The organism is Stenotrophomonas sp. 24(2023) (assembly GCF_030913365.1).
GTDB lineage: Bacteria > Pseudomonadota > Gammaproteobacteria > Xanthomonadales > Xanthomonadaceae > Stenotrophomonas.
Map to the genome: position 1 here is coordinate 1,612,568 of NZ_CP133160.1, position 17,781 is coordinate 1,630,348.

Here is a 17,781-nt window from a genome sequence, read left to right on the forward strand (position 1 = left end):
CTCCCCGGTTCGATGGATCGATTCTCGGTGGCGCGGGCGGGGCTGTCAGTCGCCTATTGGTCGTAGGCAGGGGCGGACCGGTCGATCCACGCCCTGCGTGGAGGCCCCGCCACACCCCTGCACCGACTCAGCGCAGCGCCAGGTCCAGCGCCAGGCCGGCGAACAGCGCTGCGCCTACCCAGTTGTTGTGCAGGAATGCCTTGAAGCACGGCTCGCGCTCGCGATGGCGGGCCAGCCAGAATTCATAGGCCACCAGCCCACCCGCCACCAGCAGGCCCAGCACGTACCAGCCGCCCAGCCCGCCGCGCACGCCCACCAGCGCCATCGTGGCCAGGAACAAGGCGTACAGCACCCCCTGGATCACCAGGTCCAGTTCACCGAACAGGATGGCCGTGGAGCGCGAGCCCATCCTCAGGTCGTCATCGCGGTCGACCATCGCATACCAGGTGTCATACGCGGTGGACCACAGGATGTTGGCCGCGTACAGCAGCCAGCCCAACGCCGGCACGTGCCCCTGCACGGCGGCGAACGCCATCGGGATGCCCCAGCCGAACGCCATGCCCAGGTAGACCTGCGGCAGGTGGGTGTAGCGCTTCAGGTAGGGGTAGCTGGCGGCCAGGAAGATGCCGACGAAACTCAGGCCGATGGTCAGCCCGTTCATTGTCAGCACCAGGCCGAAGGCCACCAGCATCAGCACCGCGAACAGCGCCAGCGCGGCACGGCCACGCACCGCGCCACTGGCCAGCGGGCGATCCTTGGTGCGCTTGACGTGCGGATCCAGCCAGCGATCGGCGTAATCGTTGATGACGCAACCGGCCGAACGGGTCAGCCAGACGCCGGCGCTGAACACGAACAGCGTCCACAGCGGCGGCAGGCCGCCGGCCGCCAGCCACAGTGCCCACCAGGTGGGCCAGAGCAGCAGCAGGGTGCCGATCGGGCGGTCGGCGCGCATCAGTTTCCAGTAGTGCCGCCATTGGGGCGTGGGCGCAGTGGCCGGCGGCAGGGGGTGTTGGGAAGACATGGTGCAAGGATACTCCCCTGCCCCGCGGTTCCGGCAGCCCTGCCCTGGAACGACAGAGCCCGGTGCATGCAATGCACCGGGCTCCCGGGTCACACACCGGCCGTGGCGTCAGGCCTTGGCGTCGGATTTGTACTCGTAGTAGCCGTAGCTGTAGTAGCCGGTGGCACGCTTCTCCACCGCGTTGAAGATCGCGCCCTTGATCTGCACGCCGTTCTGTTCGAAACGGTGCAGCGTCAGCTCGATCTCCTTGGCCTGGTTCACGCCGAAACGGGTGACCAGCAGGCTGGAACCGGCATGGGTGGCGACCAGTGCGGGATCGGTCACGGCCAGGATCGGCGGGGTATCCACGATCACCAGGTCGTACTGCTTGGACACCGTTTCCAGCAGCTGCACGAAGCGCGGGTGCATCAGCAGTTCGGCGGGGTTGGGCGGAACATCGCCACGGACCATGTACTGCAGGTTGTCCATGCCGGCCGCCGTATGGATGGCATCCTCGATGGCCAGCTTGCCACCGAGCACGTCGGACAGGCCATTGTGCTGGGACACGCCCAGCACCTTGTGCAGCGTGCCCTTGCGCATGTCGGCATCGATGACCAGCACGCGCTGGCCAGCCTGGGCGATGACGGCCGCCAGGTTGGCCGACACGAAGGTCTTGCCGACGCCCGGGCGCGGGCCGGAAATGGCCAGGATGTTGTTCTTCGCCTCGAGCATGGCGAAGTGCAGGCTGGTGCGCAGGCTGCGCAGCGCTTCCACGGTCGGGTCGGCCGGCGCGGTGATGGCCAGCAGGTGCTGGCGGCCATCGGCGATGACCCGCGTGCCGTGCTTGCCCTTGCGCAGCTTCGGCAGCGTGTTGGACACGCTGAGCGGAATGGCCGCGTACACCGGCAGGCCGAGCGCTTCGATATCCGCCGGGTCTTCGATGCCGGGGTTGAGCATGCGCTGCAGCAGCACCAGGACGATCGACAGGAACGCACCCAGCAGGGTCGCCACGCCGACGATCAGGGCCTTGCGCGGCTTGACCGGCTTTGCGATGTCCACCACGGCCGGGTCGACGATCCTGACATTGCCCACGGCACCGGCGCGGGCCACATCCAGCTGCTGTGCCTGGTTCAACAGCGCGGTATACAGCTCATTGCTCACCTGCAGGTCGCGGGTCAGGCGCAACAGTTCCTGCTGGGTATCGGGCAACTGGCCGACCTGGCGCTGGAACCCTGCCTTGCGGCCTTCCAGGTCGCCGATCTGCTTGAGCAGCGCGCGGTAGGCGGGGTGTTCCTGGGTGAAGCTGCGGTCCATTTCCGCCTGCTTCAGGCGCAGCTGCTGGATGCTTGCCTCGACGGCCACTTCCTGTTCCAGCAGGCCCTTGGTCTGCAGCGTGATGTCCACCGAATTGGCACGCGACTGGTAGGCGGTCATCGCCTCCTGCGCCTGCTCGACCTGGCGCCGGATGGTCGGCAGCTGGTCCTTGACGAACTGCAGCTGCGACGCCGCTTCGGCGGAGCTGCGGTCCACATTCTGGCGGACATAGCCTTCGGCGACCCGCTGGACCAGCGCCTCGGCACGCAGGGCATCGACGCTTTCGTAGCTGAGCTGCAGGATGCCCGAATCCTTCCCGCGCTCGAACGCCTTGATGTCTTCCTGGAGGTCGGCAATCACATCGAGCCGGCGCAGCTTGGTGAGGTTGAAGCGCGTGCCCGGGTTGGCATGCAGGGCCGCCACCTCCAGCGTCACGCCGCGGCCCGTGGCCGCCGTACCCACCTGGCCACGCAGCACCGGTTCGCCGTCCTGGTCGGAAAGGCTGAAGCTGCCCGGGGTGTCACCGGCTTCCAGCACCAGCGGGGTATCGACCATCAGCGCAGGTACGGTCAGCCGGTGGATGTCCAGGGTTTCGCCGCCCCAGCCATACCGGGTCAGCCCCAGCGGTGCCGATGCGATCTGCCCAGGATCCTGGGGCTTGAACCTGCGGGCGAGGAAACCGCCAACCAGCGGGAAGCGCTGGACCTCCACGGCGGTGTCCAGCTGCAGCTGGTCCACGGCGGTGCCAATGACCGTGCGCGACGTCAGCAATGCCACTTCGGTCGTGGCCGCGGTGCTTCCGCCTCCGCCCAGCGACGCCAGGTCCGCCAGCCCGGGGATCGAGGGCATCTTGGACTCGACCTGCACCATGGCCTGGGCCTGATAGACTGGCGCGGCGACAAGGGCATACACGACACTGGCGATGAAGAACAGCGCCGTGGCACCGATGATCCACCACTTGCGGTCCAGCAACGTTCCCAGAAGTTCCCGCAGATCAACTTCGTCGTCCTTGGCTACGCGTGCATCCGTTTGCTTAGTCATCGCTTCCACTTCATATCGGGAACTATCGTCATATCCGACGGTTCGTACTGATTCCACAACCGCACGCTTCGCGCAAGCGGCTCCCTGCCTGGGCGGCATCGATCAAGGCTGAGGTGCCCGCCTCCCCGGACACCGGCACACCACTGGCCAGGCCCCCCGGGTACAGCCAGCCTGTCAGCATACCCCATATCGGTTCCTCCTGCCCCGGGCACGGCCCCCGGCAGGCGCGCAGGACGGCCCACGAACGGGCGATGCGCCCGCCCGTCCGCCCCGCCGGAAGGGTGGCGCTGTTATCATCGCCGACCCTCTGGCGGCCATCCGGCCACGCATTTCCCACCGGGGAGCAGTGATACGCAGCATGCAACGGCGCCGCTGGCAGCCACCGGCACCCTCTACGCGCACAGCGCGATGCGTGCCGCAGACCACTGGCCCGCAGACGTGCCAGGCGCCGGCCGGGCCGACGCCGTGTAGTACGATCCGCAGGCTGGGAAGGTACGCCTGCCAGGGCCCGGGACGCCATGGGCCGCATTGCGGCGCATCCACTGCAGGAAGCACAGCCGGAAAGCATGGGGCGCGTTCGCCCTCCTTTCCGCTCAACATGAAATGGACATTGGATCAATGAAGATTGCTGTTGCCGGAACCGGCTATGTGGGTTTATCCAACGCGATACTGCTCGCCCAGAACCACCAGGTGGTGGCCTTCGATATCTCCGCTGAGCGTGTCGACAGGATCAACGCACGGATATCGCCGGTAGCAGATCCGGAAATCGAGGCCTACCTGGCCGACCGCGCACTGGACCTGCGGGCGACCCTTGATCCACGCCAGGCCTGCGAAGGCGCCGCGTTCGTCGTCATCGCCACCCCCACCGACTACGACCCCGCGACGGACTGCTTCAACATCGCGTCCGTCGAATCGGTGGTGCGCGACGTCCTGACGATCAATCCCTCGGCGGTGATGGTCATCAAGTCCACGGTACCCGTGGGCTGCACGCAGCAGTTGAAGGAACGGTTCGCCACCGACAACATCATCTTCTCGCCCGAATTCCTGCGTGAGGGCCGGGCCTTGTACGACAACCTGCACCCAAGCCGGATCATCGTGGGGGAGCGCTCCCCGCGTGCGGAGCAGTTCGCCGCCCTGCTGGCCGAGGGCGCGGTGGCCGAACAGATCCCGATGCTGTTCACCGATTCGAGCGAGGCGGAGGCCATCAAGCTGTTCGCCAACACCTACCTCGCCATGCGGGTGGCCTTCTTCAACGAACTCGATACCTACGCGGCATCGCACGGTCTGCAGACCCGGCAGATCATCGATGGTGTCGGCCTCGACCCCCGGATCGGCAGTCACTACAACAACCCGTCTTTCGGCTATGGCGGTTACTGCCTGCCCAAGGATACGAAACAGCTGCTGGCCAACTACCGCGATGTTCCGCAGAACCTCATCCACGCCATCGTGGAAGCAAACCGGACGCGCAAGGACTTCATCGCCAACGAGATCATCCGGCGCAACCCGGGAACCGTCGGTATCTACCGGCTTACGATGAAGACCGGCTCGGACAATTTCCGTTCCTCGGCCATCCAGGGCGTCATGAAGCGCATAAAGGCCAAGGGCATCCAGGTGATTGTCCATGAGCCCTCCCACAAGGCCGGGCATTTCTTCCATTCCCCGGTCCGTACCTCGCTGGCCGAGTTCAAGCAGGAGGCCGATATCATTCTGGCGAACCGGCTCACGGATGAACTGGCCGACGTATCGGAGAAGGTCTTCACGCGCGACCTCTTTGGTGCGGACTGAGTACCGGCTGCGTCATGCCGGCCCACCCGCCTCATCATGAAGACAGTCCCCTCCAGGCGTCCATGTCCATGTCATTCCAGCATTTCAAGCATGACCTGAGGGCCAACCAGTGGTCGGGCCCGAAGGCGCTGCTTGCCCCGTTCCTGTCACCGGCGATCCTGTTGCTGCTCCTGCACCGCAGCGCGGTGATGCTGCGGCGCATCCCGCTGGCCGGGAAGCCCTTGTCCCTGCTGGCCTGGCGCCTGAACACCCTGCTGACGTCGTGCCATATCAATCCCCGGTGCACGATCGGCGGTGGTCTGTTCCTTCCCCATCCTGCGGCGATCGTGATGGGTGAGCGCGTCCGCATCGGCAGCGATGTCACGATCTACCAGAGTGTCACCCTGGGCACTTCGCTGCCGGGGTCTTCGGCGTATCCGACCATCGAGGACAACGTCACGATCTATGCCGGGGCCGTCATCGTCGGTGGCGTCACCATCGGCCAGGGGGCGGTCATCGGCGCCAACGCGTTCGTCAATACCGATGTCCCGGCCGGTGCCCTGTTCGCGGGTGTTCCCGCCCGTGACGTTTCCAACCGGGCGGCACGCGGCACGTGAAGAAGCTCCACGCTCTGCTGCCGATGCTCGCGGTTCCGCTGTCGATGGTGCTTGCCATTGCCGCCATGCTGGGCATACAGCTGCTCGCCCCGCACCTGCTGACGGCGGGCGAATACGCGCGCTTCTCGACGTTGTGGTCGATTGGCCAGCTGCTGTCGGTCGCACTGTTTGAATGGCTCCGCATATCGACACTGCGCTTCTCCCACACCCATGGCCAATGCGTACCCGGCTATGCCATTCCCCTCAAGCGTGGCTACACCCGGCTTGCGGCGGGTGCCATTGTCCTGGCCGCCCTGCTGCTGGTGCTCAAGGATGCCTTTACCCTGGCGATGGCGGCTGCGGCCTGCCTGTTCTTCGCCACCACGAAGGGCTGCTTCGATGGGCAGCAGGCGTTCTTCCGCGCCGGTGAGATGAACAGGAACTACGCGCTGTCCTGGACCGCCAGCGGCGCCACCGGGCTGCTGCTGTTCACCCTTGTCGCCCATCACTACGGTGACGCCACGCTGTCCATCACGGCGCTTGCCTTCTCCTATGCAGTCAGTGCCCTGGTGTTTGGACGCATGTCGCACCGGATGGCGCCACCGCCGGCAGGTGCACCGACCGAAAAGCTCGCGGCAATCTTCCGCTACGGAACCTTCATCTCCATCTCATCCGTGGCCACGGCACTGTTTCCCGCGCTGGTCAGGGCGCTCGCCCTGGCCTGGGGCAACGATGCGGACCTGGCGGGCAACCTGCTGGTGATCGACCTGACGCAGCGGATACTGCTTGCGGCAGGCACCGTCATCAACATCGTCATCCTGACCAAGGCCATCCGCCTGATGGACAGCCGCGATGTCGTCGCCTCCACGCATACGCAGGTACTGGGCACCTCCCTGCTGCTGCTTCCCTGCATCGCCGGCTTCCTGGTGGTGTACCCGCAGATCGGCGAACTGTTCCCACCGCCTGCGCTCAAGGATGCCTTCCTCGCCTCCGCGTTCCCGGCCACTGTTTCAGCCGGCCTGATCGCGCTGCGCATCTACGCGATCGATCCATTGTTCGTCATATCGAAGAAGACGCACCTGGCAATCTGGGGAACGCTGGTATCCATCGCCACCCACGTGGTGGTGGCGTGGGTGCTCCAGGACCGCTGGGGCCCGACGGCCGATGCACTGCTGAACGTACCGCTGCTGGTCGCGGCCTGCGCCGGCCTGGTCACATCAGCCACCCTGGCCCAGTGCACGGTGGGCGCCCGTCTCCCCGCCGGATCCATCGCGCTGCTCTGCGGGTTCTCGGCCGTCCTGTACGGCGCTGCTTCGCTGGTGCATGCCGACAGCGCCCTCATCAGCCTGGTCGCGCGCACCGCCGTGGGCAGCATTGCCTACGCCCTGCTCATGGCCCTGCCCGGCCGGAACCTGATGGCCCTCCTCCGGCGCACTCCACCCCCGACTGCGCAGCACTGACCCATGCCCATGAACGCAATCCAGACCCGAACACTGTCCCTGCGCCTGGCACCGGCATGGATCGGCGCATTCGTCATTGCGAAGGTCGCCTATCTGCTGCTGGTCCAGGACGAAAACAGCCCCACACCCATCGATGAGCTGCTGTGCCTGCTGCTGCTCCCGACGATCGCGCTGGGCCTGGTCAAGCGCTGGCGCCTGCATGCCTCGCTGCTTGTTCCCTTCGGGCTGTTCTCGCTCATCGGCATTGTTTCAGCCCTGCTGTCACCCTATGGCGGCGTTCCCCAGCCGTTGGCCAGCCTGTACGACGCCGCGCTGGAATCGAAGCTGCTGATCGTCTTCCTGGCCTTCCATATCATTTCATCCCGGTCCACCGCACACCGGAAGGACCTTGCCCAGATCTGCTGGATATTCGTCCTGTTGGGCCTGGTCAATGCCCCCTTCGTGGTGGTGGACCTGTTCTCCAGCGGTACCGGCATCCACGGCCAGGCACTGGTTCCCCGGGTCGGCCTCTTCCAGCCCAATGGCATCTTCTACTCCCACACGGAAAGCGTCTGGGTGATGCTGATCGCCAGCGGCTGCGCCTATTACCTGTTCCTGGAGCGCAAGTCGCCGTTCCGCCTGCTCTCACTGGCACTGATCACCTCGCTGGTGGTGCTGCACTTCTCGGCCAAGGAAACCATCGCGCTGTTCTGTGCGGCGTTCTTCATCATCAATGCCGGCCGCGGCTCGGCCATGCGCCTGATGTGGGGCGCCGGCCTGCTCGGGCTGGTCCTCACCGTCTGGAACTTCACCCCGGTCGGCGCGGCCGTGTCCGGCCAGCTGTCCTACTACCTGGGACAGGGCAGTGAAGACATGGCACGCACGGCGCTGACAACGACATCGGTCAAGATCGCCAACGACAGTTTCCCGCTCGGCAGCGGCGCAGGCACGTTCGCCAGCGCACCGTCGTACAAGCTCGGCTACAGCGACGTCTACCGGGTCTACGGCCTGGATCGCGTCTACGGGATTTCCCAGGAAACGGGAAACTTCATCACCGACGTGTTCTGGCCCAAGATCCTTGGGCAGTCCGGCTACATCGGCCTGATCGCCTATCTGCTCTTCGCATTCCGCCTGGGCCTTCCGGCAGTACGCCGCTATTCCAGCGCGCGCTCCCACGGTTCCGCACTGGCCAGCATGGCCTGGATCGCCGCGATGGTCATCTCGCTGGCATCGGTCCCTTTCAACAATGAATTCTTCCTCATTGCCCTCGGCGCCTTCCTGGCGTTTGCCAGGACCGAGCCGTCCCCATCCGCCACCAAGGAGTTCTCCTCCCATGAAGGGAAATGAACGGCAGGATGGCCTCCAGGCGCTGCGGCTGGTCGCGGCGCTTCTGGTGGTCATCACCCATGCCAGCTTCTACACGCATGAGCGCCTGAACAGCCAGATGCCGATCTGGAGCCCCGGCGCCATCGGCGTGGACATCTTCTTCGTCATCAGCGGCTTCGTGATGATGCTGACTGCTGACAGCTTCATCAACCGGCCCGATGGATGGAAGGTCTTCGCGGCCCGCCGGGTGCTCAGGATCGTGCCGATGTACTGGCTGGCGACCACCATCAAGCTGATCTCGCTGCTGGTGGTGCCCAGCGTCGTTCTTCATGCCGAACTGGATGCCGTCAAGGTGGTGCTGTCCTACCTGCTGCTTCCCAGCACGAACGTCGATGGACGCTTCGAACCCTTGCTGGGGGTGGGCTGGACACTCATCTTCGAGATGTTCTTCTACGCGATATTCACCATCGCCCTGCTGCTGCGGACCAACGTGATCGCATTCGTGGGGTGCGTGCTGGGCACCTGCACGGTCATCGCCCTGTTCCGTGAGCCGGGCTGGAACGCGGCGACCATGTATTTCAACCCGATCGTCTGCTTCTTCTTCGTCGGCATGATCTACGCCGTCATCAAGGACAAGGTGGATGCACGGGTGCTGCTGGCCATCAGCACGGTCGGCCTGGTCGCCCTGGCCTTGGGCAACCTCGTGTTCGGAATGGACATTGCCGCCAAGGCGCGCAACGTTGGCGGCTTCCTTACTGCCAGCCTGATCGTCCTGTTCTGCATCGGCGCCGAACCGTGGCTCAAGGGACGGATTCCCAAGTGGGTGCTGTTCCTGGGCGAAGCCTCCTACGCGCTGTACCTGTTCCACCCGCTGATATCGCCCGCCGTTCCGGAAGTCCTCAAGCGCCTGGGCATCGATGCGCCGGCGGTATCGATGGTCCTGAGCGTTGTCGCGGCCCTGGTGGGCGCGTCGATCATCCACGTGGCCATCGAAAAGCCGGTCACGCGTTGGCTCAGGCCCCTCATTCCCTATGCGGGCGGACGCCAGGACACCACGATGGGAGTCGGCCTTTCAAAGCCTTGAGTGCAACGGAATGAACATCAGAACACTTCACATCACCAACGCGTACCCGTGCGAAGGAACGCCCGAGTACGGCGTCTTCGTCAAAGAACAGATCGAATCGCTGCCTGATACCGTCCACAGCACGGTCGTGTTCATCAATGGCAGGGAGCAGGGGAAGAAGGCCTACCTTTCGGCCATACGGACGATCCGCGGCAAGCTTGGGGAATGCGATGTCGTGCATTGCCATCATGCGTACTCGCTGTTCGTCGCAGCGCTGGCCGGCGTGCCGGGCAGGAAGCCGATCGTGCTCTCCTTCCTCAACGACTGGACCCACGAGGTGAAGGGCCTGCGCGTTGGCTGGCTAAAGCGCATGGCCTGCCGGATCGCGGTCTCACTGGCATCGCGTGTCATCTTCAAGAGCCCGGTTCCGGCCGAACTGGCGGGCAACGGCAAGGTCCTGAACCTTCCCAATGGCGTGGATGCCGACTTCTTCTCCCTGGGGGACAGGGCAGCAGCCAAGGCCGAACTCGGCCTGGCCGCCGATGTGGACTATCTGCTGTTCGTCAGTTCCAAGAACAAGTTCCGCGAGCAGAAGCGCTACGACATCTTCAGCAAGGTCATCGAGCAGGTCAGGCTCGGCAACCCGCACCTGAAAATCGAGGAACTGGTCATGGTGGGCCAGCAGCGGCAGACGGTGCCGTTGATGTTCGCTGCCGCGTCCGTGCACGTGCTGACGTCCGATTACGAGGGCTCCCCGAACTCGGTCAAGGAATCCCTGTCCTGCGGCACGCCGGTGGTTGCGCGCGATGTCGGCAACGTACGCGACATGCTCACGCACGTTCCCGGTTCGGCCGTGGTGGCAGACAGCGATCCTGCCGTGATCGCCCATGCGGTCACGTCCGTGCTGTCGCAGCGTGCAGCGGCCGAGCACACCCGTGCGGCCTTCCTGGCAACCGGCATCACCCGGCAGGTGATCGCCCAGCGCCTGGCCGGCATCTACACCGAGCTGGCCGGCGCTGGCCGCGCGCCGCCGGTCCAGGGACGCACCTCGGTGCCGGGGAAGGCGCCATGAACCGGACCCTGCGGATTCTCGGCATTCGTGGCGTCCCCGCTGCCCATGGCGGCTTTGAGACGTTTGCCGAATACCTGTCCCTTCATCTGGTCGAGCGTGGCTGGCGCGTGATCGTCTACTGCCAGGAAGATGAGGGCGATGGCATCTGGGAGGACACCTGGAATGGCATCGAGCGCGTGCACATTCCCGTGTCGCGGCCCGGCCCGCTCGGGACGATCCTGTTCGACTGGAAATCCATCACCCACGCGGCCCGGCATCGCGATACCTGCCTGACGCTGGGTTACAACACGGCCGTGTTCTGCGCACGGCTGCGGGCACGGGGCATCCGCAATGTCATCAACATGGATGGCATTGAATGGTCACGCGCGAAGTGGGGCGCCGCCGCCAAGTCCTGGTTCTGGCTCAATGACTGGGCGGGCAGCTGGCTGGGCAACCACCTGGTGGCCGACCACCCGGAGATCAAACGGCACCTTTCCACGCGCACCCGCGCGGCAAAGATCACGACCATCGCATATGGGGCCGAGCAGGTCTCCCATGCCTCTGAAGCCCCTGTCCTTGCCCTGGGGCTCCAGCCCGGCCGGTACCTGACCCTGATCGCCCGCGCCGAGCCGGAAAATTCGGTACTGGACGTGGTCCGCGCGTTTTCGCGCAAGCCCCGGGGCTACACCCTGCTGGTCCTGGGCCATTACGCCCCCGAGCACCCGTACCAGAACAGCGTGCTGGCCGCGGCGAGCGATGAAGTCCTGTTCGCAGGGGCCATTTACGACAAGACCATCGTCCAGGCACTGCGCTTCCACTGCGCGGCCTACGTGCATGGCCACCAGGTAGGCGGCACCAACCCGTCCCTGGTGGAAGCCCTGGGGGCCGGCAACGCGGTCATCGCCCATGACAACCGGTTCAATCGCTGGGTGGCAGGCGATGGCGCCCGCTACTTCAGCGGCGAAGATGCGTTCGCGGACGTGCTGGAAGCGATCAGCGCATCGCCCGAACTGCTGGTCGCCATGAAGCAGTCCAGCAGCCAGCGCTTCCAGAATGGCCTGACCTGGCCCTGCATCCTTGAGCAGTACGAGCAGTTGCTGGAGCAGTTCCTCTAGGCCACGGCCCGGGTGATTGCACAGCCCGGACCGATTTCCGCTACACTATCCGGCCTGCGCGCCCGTAGCTCAGCCGGATAGAGTAGTGGCTTCCGAAGCCATTGGTCGGGGGTTCGAATCCCTCCGGGCGCGCCATCTTTCCCTGCCGGTTCCCTCTGCCAATCGGCACGGCGGGAACTGCTGCATCTGGACGCGCCATCGCGCATCGCCAACACTGCCGGAATGACTCCTCCGGATCTGCTCAACCTGGCCGCAGCAGGCGCCGTCATCGGCCTCACCGCGCTGGCCGCGGTCCAGGCCAGTGCGCTGCGTACGCCCGCCATGCGCTACCTGGCCGCCCTGTTGGCCTGCTTCGCGCTGGCCAACCTGATGGGCGTGGTGCTGCATGCCGGTGCCGGCGGATTGCCACCGCGCGCGGTGGGATGGCTGCGGGCCATCGAAGTTCCCATGGCCTATCTGCTGGGCCCCCTGCTGCTTGCCAGCATCCGGGCATACGATGCGCCGCTTTCGCGACTGGCACTGCAGATGCACCTGCTGCCCGCCGGTATCGCGCTGGTGCTGTGCCTGGCCCATGCGGGCCGGGGCGGAACCGTCCCGCCGCTGATCTTCCACGGCTGGCTTGCCCAAGGCGCGGTCTGCATGGCCATCGCGTCGTGGCATGTGCGCCGCTGGCAACGCACCCGGGAACAGCCGGCCGGCCGGCCGCTGCCCCTGTACGGGCTGATCGCCAGCATGGCCCTGTGCTGGATCGTCAGTGCACTGGACCGCTGGCCCCCGGTGGGGGGGGACGCCCTGCCCTGGCTGGTGGATGCCCTGCGCTGGATGGCCACGTTGATGATGTACCTGCTTGCCGCCTGCGTGCTGCGCCGCCCGGCACCTGCCGTGCGTGATGCGGCTCTCGCGCCGGTGCTGGCTCACGGCGATGCGCCCACCGATACGCGCTACCAGCGTTCGGGAATCGCCACGGCACAGTGCCGGCAGATTGCCGGCCAGCTGGAACACCTGATGGGCAGCGCGCAGCTGTACCGCGATCCCGCGCTGGACCTGTCATGCCTGAGCCAACGCAGCGGCTGGCCTCCGAACCACATATCGCAGGCGCTGAACCAGGGGCTGGGCCTGAACTTCTTCGAGTTCGTCAACGGGTTCCGCGTCGATGCCGCGAAAGCCTCCCTGTCCGATCCCGATGACCCGCGCAGCGTGCTGGACATCGCCCTGGCTTCCGGCTTCGGCAGCAAGTCCACGTTCAACACCGTGTTCAAGCGCCTGGTCGGCACCACGCCGCGCCAATACCGCCATCAGCAGCTGAAAGACGCCACGCCCGCCGGCCAGTGAACGCCCGGTCCGGCAGGATCGGGCGACCGGGGTGGCGCCGGACGCTGGAATCTCCCTGTCATCGACCCGGGAGTCCCCCATGCGGTACTTCATTGCCCTCGCAGCGGCCTTGCTGTGGGTCCACGCCGTTTCCGCCCAGGCCCCCGATGCGACGGCGGTGCTTGACCGTGCCAGATCCGCCAGCGGAGGCCCGCAGTGGGACACCGTGAAGACCCTGCAGCTGCAGGGGGAACGCTCGGCCGGCGGGCTCTCCGGAGCCTGGCAGCTGCAGCAGGATGTGCGGGGCGGCCGTTATGCGGAAGCCTCGCACCAGGGCGGTTTCGACTACGCCAGCGGCTACGACGGCCAGCAGGTGTGGCGGCTTGACCCCGGCGGCGAGGTCGGCCTGCTCGATGGCCCGGTGCCGCGCCGCGCCGCCGCCAGCCAGGCCTGGCTGGCCGCCCGTGGCTACTGGTCCGCGCAGCGGCCGGCCCACTTCGGGCCACTGCGTCGGCAGTACCTGGGCCGGCATGCGTACCACGTGCTGCCAGCCACGCCGGCCGGTGGCGATCCGCTGGAGCTGTGGTTCGAGGTCCGCTCCGGCCTGCTGCGACGGGTCGTGCTGCCGACCGCGGGGGGCGCCAGCATCCGCACCTTCAGCGATCACCGCCGGGTGCAGGGCCTGCTGCTGCCGCACCGGATAACCGTGGACAGCACCGACGCGGCCGGGCACAGCGACCCACGCCTGCGCAGCGAGGTGCGCGTGCAGCACCATGCCGTCAACGGCGCGCTCGCGGACAGTGCCTTCGCCCCGCCCGCCATGCCCAACGACGCGTACATCGCCACCCCCACCGGTACCACGCAGGTGCCCTTCGACCTGGTCAACAACCATGCCTACATCGATGCCGAGGTGGATGGGCAGCCAGCCAGGTTCCTGGTCGATACCGGTGCGGCCAACCTGCTGACCCCGGCAGCGGCGCGGCGCCTGGGCCTCGCCGCGTCCGGCCAGCTCAGCATCGGTGGCGCCGGGGACAGTACCGTGGCCCTGAGCATGGCGCGTGCCAGGCACCTGCGCATCGGTGACGCCCACCTGCCCTCGCCCGTGTTCTATGTGGTGGACCTGGGCCAGCAGCTGGATTCGATGGGCACGCAGTACGATGGCTACATCGGCTATGAGACCTTCCGCCGCTTTGCCGCCACGCTCGACTATGGCGCGCGCCGGCTGCAGCTGAGCGAGCCCGGGCGGTATGTACCGCCCGCCCACGCCACGGCACTGGCCTTCGAGCAGGATGCGTACGCGCCGGTCATCAACGCAACGCTTGACGGTGTTCCCCTGCGGCTGTGGGTGGATTCGGGCTCGCGCAATGCGCTGAGCCTGTTCAGCCCATTCGTGCATGCGCACCAGCTGCTGGAAAAATACGGTGCCGGCGAAGAGGCCGTCGTCGGATGGGGTATCGGGGGGCCCACGCGGTCGCACCCGGTGCGGCTGGGCCGGCTGCACCTGGCGGGCCAGGACATCGATGGGCTGGTCGGCGATCTGTCCACCGCCACCCGGGGGGCACTGGCACTTCCCGACTATGGTGCCCTGCTGGGGGGCGCCCTGCTGCGCCGCTTCACGGTCGGCCTGGATTACCAGGCAAAGCGCATGTACTTCGCACCCAATGCGGAAAATGCCGCCCCTCAGCCTTTTGACCGCAGCGGGCTGTGGCTGCAGGCCGGCAAGGACGTGCTGCAGGTGGGCGATGTGGCCAAAGGCAGTGCGGCCGCCGCCGCCGGGCTGGTGACGGACGACCAGCTCACCCGGATCGACGGCATGCCGGTTTCCACCCGCAGCCTGGGCCAATGGCGGACCCTGCTGGCCGAGCGCCCGCCAGGCACCCCCGTAACCCTCACCTACCTGCGCAACGGCGTGCCCGGCACCACCACCCTGGTACTGGCCGAACGCATCCCGGTGCACTGGCCCCCGCTGCAGGGCCAGGATCGTGGCTCCCCGGCGGCAAGGCCGAACTTCTAATCAAGTTTTACGAATCATATGCATCCGATCGTACCCAGTGGAGGCGCACAGTAGCCCTGCCGCCGGACACCCCGTCCGGCATCCCCACGGAGAGATCGCCATGAACATCGCACGCACATCCCTGGCTGCTGGCCTGCTGGCTGCCTCGATCGGCAGCGCCATCGCCGCCCCACCCAGCGAACCGGCCCCGCTGCAGCCGGTCGCCCGCTTCCTGCAGGCGCTCAACGGCAGTGGCGGCACGCCCATCGAACAACTCAGCCCGCAACAGGCCCGCAAGGTGCTGACCGACGCGCAGGCCGGCGCGACCCTGCCGCCGGCCGAGGTCAGCCACCTCACCATCCAGGCCGACGGCAAGCCGCTGCAGCTGGTGGTGGTCCGCCCGCCCAACACGACCGGCAAGACGCTACCGGTGTTCATGTTCTTCCACGGCGGTGGCTGGGTGCTGGGCGACTTCCCCACCCATGAACGGCTGATCCGCGATCTGGTCACCACTTCCGGTGCGGTGGCGGTGTACGTGGACTACACGCCCTCGCCCGAAGCGCGCTACCCGGTGGCCATCCGCCAGGCCTATGCGGCCACCCGCTGGGTGGCCGAGCATGGCGCGCAGATCGGCGTGGACGGTACGCGCCTGGCGCTGGCCGGCAACAGCGTGGGCGGCAACATGGTCGCGGCCGTGGCCCTGCAGGCCAAGGCCGCAGGCACGCCCGCCATCCGCTACGACCTGATGCTGTGGCCGGTGACCGATGCCAGCTTCGATACCGCGTCCTACCAGCGCTACGAGAACGGCTACTTCCTGTCACGCAACATGATGACGTGGTTCTGGGATGCCTACACGACCGATCCGCAGCAGCGCGCGCAGATCCTCGCCTCGCCGCTGCGTGCCACCGCCGCGCAGCTGGCCGGCCTGCCGCCGACGCTGATCCAGACCGCCGAGCTGGACGTGCTGCGCGATGAGGGCGAAGCCTTCGGCCGCAAGCTGGACGAGGCCGGCGTGGCGGTCACCGTCACCCGCTACAACGGGCTGATCCACGATTACGGCCTGCTCAATGCACTCAGCGATGTACCGGCCGTGCGCGAAGCGCTGCGGCAGGCCGGTGATGGCCTGCGTGAACACCTGAAGTAAGCGCGGCAGGCCAGGGCGGCGTGCATCCCACGCCGCCCTGGGCCGTTGCGCCAATGCCGGTCAGTACGTGCCGTTGAAGGCGAAGATCGGTTTGCGCTGCTGCCAGGCACCGGCGGTGAAATCCGGGAATTCCAGAGTCTGGAAGCCATTGGCGATCGACTGTTCGCTCAGGGGCGTGATCGCGCTCCAGGTCACCGCATCGTAGATGTCGATCGGCATCGGGGCCTTGGCCTTGAGCGCCTCGACGAAGGCATGGATGACGAACCAGTCCATGCCACCGTGGCCGGCACTGGCGGCCGTGTCGGCGTGCTGCTTCCACAGCGGGTGCTCGTACTGGTCCTGGTAGGCCTTGAAGTCCTCCCACTGGTGCGGCGGACTGCGGCCTTCGATGTGGATCGAGCGGTTCACGTCCATCCACAGCCCATGCGTGCCCTGCACGCGGAAGCCCATCGAATAGGGACGCGGCAACGAGGTGTCGTGTTGCAGCAGGATCGTTTCACCATTGGCGCAGGCCAGCGTGGTGGTGACGATGTCACCGAGCTTGAACGCGACCTTCGTGCTGGGGTGGGTGGTGCCGCCGCTCTTGGCCACGGTGTACTCATGCAGCCCGCGCGCCTTGCTGGCGAATGCATTGATGTGGGTGAAGCGGTTGCCCCGGTTGATGCCGGTGTACATCGCGCAGGGGCCGATGCCATGGCTGGGGTACAGCTCGCCATTGCGCTTGACCGAATGTTCGGTGCGCCAGCGCGCCTCGCTCCACCCCTGCGGGCCGAACTCCACGCCGCTGTCATAGGGCTGGTCGGGATTGCCGGAATTGAACTTCACCCCACGCAGATCGTGCTGGTAGCCCGCCTGCAGGTGCACCAGCTCGCCGAACAGGCCGGCGCGCACCATCTGCAGCGCGGCCATCACATCGCGCCGGTAGCACACGTTTTCCAGCAGCATGTACGGCGTGCGGGTTTCCAGCTGGGTCTTGAGCACGTCCCAGTGATCCTGCAGGGTAATGCCCGCCACCACTTCACAGCCGACGGCGACGCCTGCCTGCATCGCGGCAATGGCCATCGGTGCGTGGTACTCCCAGGGCGTGGCGATGATCACCCCGTCGATACCCTTCTGTTCCAGCAGGCGCTTCCAGGCCTGGGCATCGCGGTCCTGCCCGTAGGCCTTCGGTGCCGGCTTGCCCGCCTTGGCGACCATGTCCATCGCACGGCCCAGCATGATCGGCTCGATATCGCACAGCGCGACCATCTCCACATCGTCACGCCGCACCAGCTCGGTCAGCAGTGTCTGGCCGCGCAGGCCGGTGCCGATCATGGCCAGGCGTACCGTGCGCCCGCGTGCCCAGGCCGGCGTCTGCGGCAACAGGCTGCTGGCCGCAACGGCCGCGCCGGCAGCAATGAATTCCCTACGTTTCATGCAAACAGTCCCTCCTCCAGGAATCGCACCAGCCGTTGCCGCCGCGAAGGATGTTGGCCGCCGGCCCGGGCCGGCAACGGCCGGGTGCGTCGTGCAGGTGACCAGCGCGTGCGATCGACTCTAGGGCAGCGCCTGAGAGCCTGTCAACGAAAGGAAAGTATTTGGAAAGACAATCCGCCAATATCGAAAGAAATATAAGCACACCCCT

Annotated in this window: 13 protein-coding genes and 1 tRNA gene; 11 read left to right on the forward strand and 3 right to left on the reverse strand. The window is 66.4% G+C overall.

Going from position 1 to position 17,781, the window contains the following annotated elements:
• Positions 1-127 precede the first annotated feature (127 nt).
• Complete coding sequence (gene ubiA, locus Q9R17_RS07155; RefSeq protein ID WP_308157730.1) at positions 128-1,021, reverse strand: 4-hydroxybenzoate octaprenyltransferase; 894 nt, start codon at positions 1,019-1,021, stop codon at positions 128-130.
• Between the two features lie 108 nt (positions 1,022-1,129).
• Positions 1,130-3,355 (reverse strand): polysaccharide biosynthesis tyrosine autokinase, encoded by a 2,226-nt coding sequence (locus tag Q9R17_RS07160; RefSeq protein WP_308157731.1) that lies wholly within the window; start codon positions 3,353-3,355, stop codon positions 1,130-1,132.
• Between the two features lie 618 nt (positions 3,356-3,973).
• Here Q9R17_RS07160 and Q9R17_RS07165 point away from each other — a divergent pair.
• From Q9R17_RS07165 to Q9R17_RS07215, 11 genes are all read left to right on the forward strand, one after another.
• The gene (locus tag Q9R17_RS07165; RefSeq protein WP_308157732.1) at positions 3,974-5,140 is read left to right on the forward strand and encodes a nucleotide sugar dehydrogenase; all 1,167 of its coding nucleotides are present in this window, start codon (positions 3,974-3,976) and stop codon (positions 5,138-5,140) included.
• A gap of 62 nt (positions 5,141-5,202) precedes the next feature.
• On the forward strand, positions 5,203-5,736 hold the full coding sequence (locus tag Q9R17_RS07170; RefSeq protein ID WP_308157733.1) for a serine acetyltransferase: 534 nt from the start codon (positions 5,203-5,205) through the stop codon (positions 5,734-5,736).
• Entirely contained in the window at positions 5,733-7,175 is a 1,443-nt protein-coding gene (locus Q9R17_RS07175; RefSeq protein ID WP_308157734.1) for a hypothetical protein, read from the forward strand. The genes Q9R17_RS07170 and Q9R17_RS07175 overlap by 4 nt, the downstream gene beginning before the upstream one ends.
• 9 nt (positions 7,176-7,184) lie before the next feature.
• The gene (locus tag Q9R17_RS07180; RefSeq protein ID WP_308157735.1) at positions 7,185-8,501 is read left to right on the forward strand and encodes a hypothetical protein; all 1,317 of its coding nucleotides are present in this window, start codon (positions 7,185-7,187) and stop codon (positions 8,499-8,501) included.
• Positions 8,488-9,564 carry an acyltransferase gene (locus Q9R17_RS07185; protein ID WP_308157736.1) on the forward strand — a complete coding sequence of 359 codons (1,077 nt, stop codon included), beginning with the start codon at positions 8,488-8,490 and terminating at the stop codon, positions 9,562-9,564. The genes Q9R17_RS07180 and Q9R17_RS07185 overlap by 14 nt, the downstream gene beginning before the upstream one ends.
• Positions 9,512-10,615 carry a glycosyltransferase family 4 protein gene (locus Q9R17_RS07190; RefSeq protein ID WP_308157737.1) on the forward strand — a complete coding sequence of 368 codons (1,104 nt, stop codon included), beginning with the start codon at positions 9,512-9,514 and terminating at the stop codon, positions 10,613-10,615. Before Q9R17_RS07185 ends, Q9R17_RS07190 begins: the two co-directional genes overlap by 53 nt.
• Entirely contained in the window at positions 10,612-11,709 is a 1,098-nt protein-coding gene (locus tag Q9R17_RS07195; protein WP_308157738.1) for a DUF1972 domain-containing protein, read from the forward strand. The genes Q9R17_RS07190 and Q9R17_RS07195 overlap by 4 nt, the downstream gene beginning before the upstream one ends.
• A gap of 58 nt (positions 11,710-11,767) precedes the next feature.
• Positions 11,768-11,844: transfer RNA gene (locus tag Q9R17_RS07200), tRNA-Arg, on the forward strand.
• An 87-nt stretch (positions 11,845-11,931) separates the two neighbouring features.
• On the forward strand, positions 11,932-13,041 hold the full coding sequence (locus Q9R17_RS07205) for a helix-turn-helix transcriptional regulator (protein WP_308157739.1): 1,110 nt from the start codon (positions 11,932-11,934) through the stop codon (positions 13,039-13,041).
• Positions 13,042-13,120: 79 nt separating this feature from the next.
• Positions 13,121-15,034, forward strand: coding sequence for an aspartyl protease family protein (locus tag Q9R17_RS07210; RefSeq protein WP_308157740.1), 1,914 nt, complete (start codon positions 13,121-13,123; stop codon positions 15,032-15,034).
• 100 nt (positions 15,035-15,134) lie between these two features.
• The gene (locus tag Q9R17_RS07215; RefSeq protein WP_308157741.1) at positions 15,135-16,157 is read left to right on the forward strand and encodes an alpha/beta hydrolase; all 1,023 of its coding nucleotides are present in this window, start codon (positions 15,135-15,137) and stop codon (positions 16,155-16,157) included.
• A gap of 60 nt (positions 16,158-16,217) precedes the next feature.
• Here Q9R17_RS07215 and Q9R17_RS07220 read toward each other — a convergent pair whose 3' ends face one another.
• Positions 16,218-17,573, reverse strand: coding sequence for a Gfo/Idh/MocA family oxidoreductase (locus Q9R17_RS07220; RefSeq protein WP_308157742.1), 1,356 nt, complete (start codon positions 17,571-17,573; stop codon positions 16,218-16,220).
• Between the last annotated feature and the right edge of the window lie 208 nt (positions 17,574-17,781).

Bases quoted from the DNA above. Each gene is read 5' to 3' on its own strand.
- ubiA (WP_308157730.1), bottom strand. From the start codon at position 1,021: ATGTCTTCCCAACACCCCCTGCCGCCGGCCACTGCGCCCACGCCCCAA.
- Q9R17_RS07160 (WP_308157731.1), bottom strand. From the start codon at position 3,355: ATGACTAAGCAAACGGATGCACGCGTAGCCAAGGACGACGAAGTTGAT.
- Q9R17_RS07190 (WP_308157737.1), top strand. From the start codon at position 9,512: ATGCGGGCGGACGCCAGGACACCACGATGGGAGTCGGCCTTTCAAAGC.
- Q9R17_RS07180 (WP_308157735.1), top strand. From the start codon at position 7,185: ATGAACGCAATCCAGACCCGAACACTGTCCCTGCGCCTGGCACCGGCA.
- Q9R17_RS07220 (WP_308157742.1), bottom strand. From the start codon at position 17,573: ATGAAACGTAGGGAATTCATTGCTGCCGGCGCGGCCGTTGCGGCCAGC.
- Q9R17_RS07195 (WP_308157738.1), top strand. From the start codon at position 10,612: ATGAACCGGACCCTGCGGATTCTCGGCATTCGTGGCGTCCCCGCTGCC.
- Q9R17_RS07205 (WP_308157739.1), top strand. From the start codon at position 11,932: ATGACTCCTCCGGATCTGCTCAACCTGGCCGCAGCAGGCGCCGTCATC.
- Q9R17_RS07165 (WP_308157732.1), top strand. From the start codon at position 3,974: ATGAAGATTGCTGTTGCCGGAACCGGCTATGTGGGTTTATCCAACGCG.
- Q9R17_RS07170 (WP_308157733.1), top strand. From the start codon at position 5,203: ATGTCCATGTCATTCCAGCATTTCAAGCATGACCTGAGGGCCAACCAG.
- Q9R17_RS07210 (WP_308157740.1), top strand. From the start codon at position 13,121: ATGCGGTACTTCATTGCCCTCGCAGCGGCCTTGCTGTGGGTCCACGCC.
- Q9R17_RS07215 (WP_308157741.1), top strand. From the start codon at position 15,135: ATGAACATCGCACGCACATCCCTGGCTGCTGGCCTGCTGGCTGCCTCG.
- Q9R17_RS07185 (WP_308157736.1), top strand. From the start codon at position 8,488: ATGAAGGGAAATGAACGGCAGGATGGCCTCCAGGCGCTGCGGCTGGTC.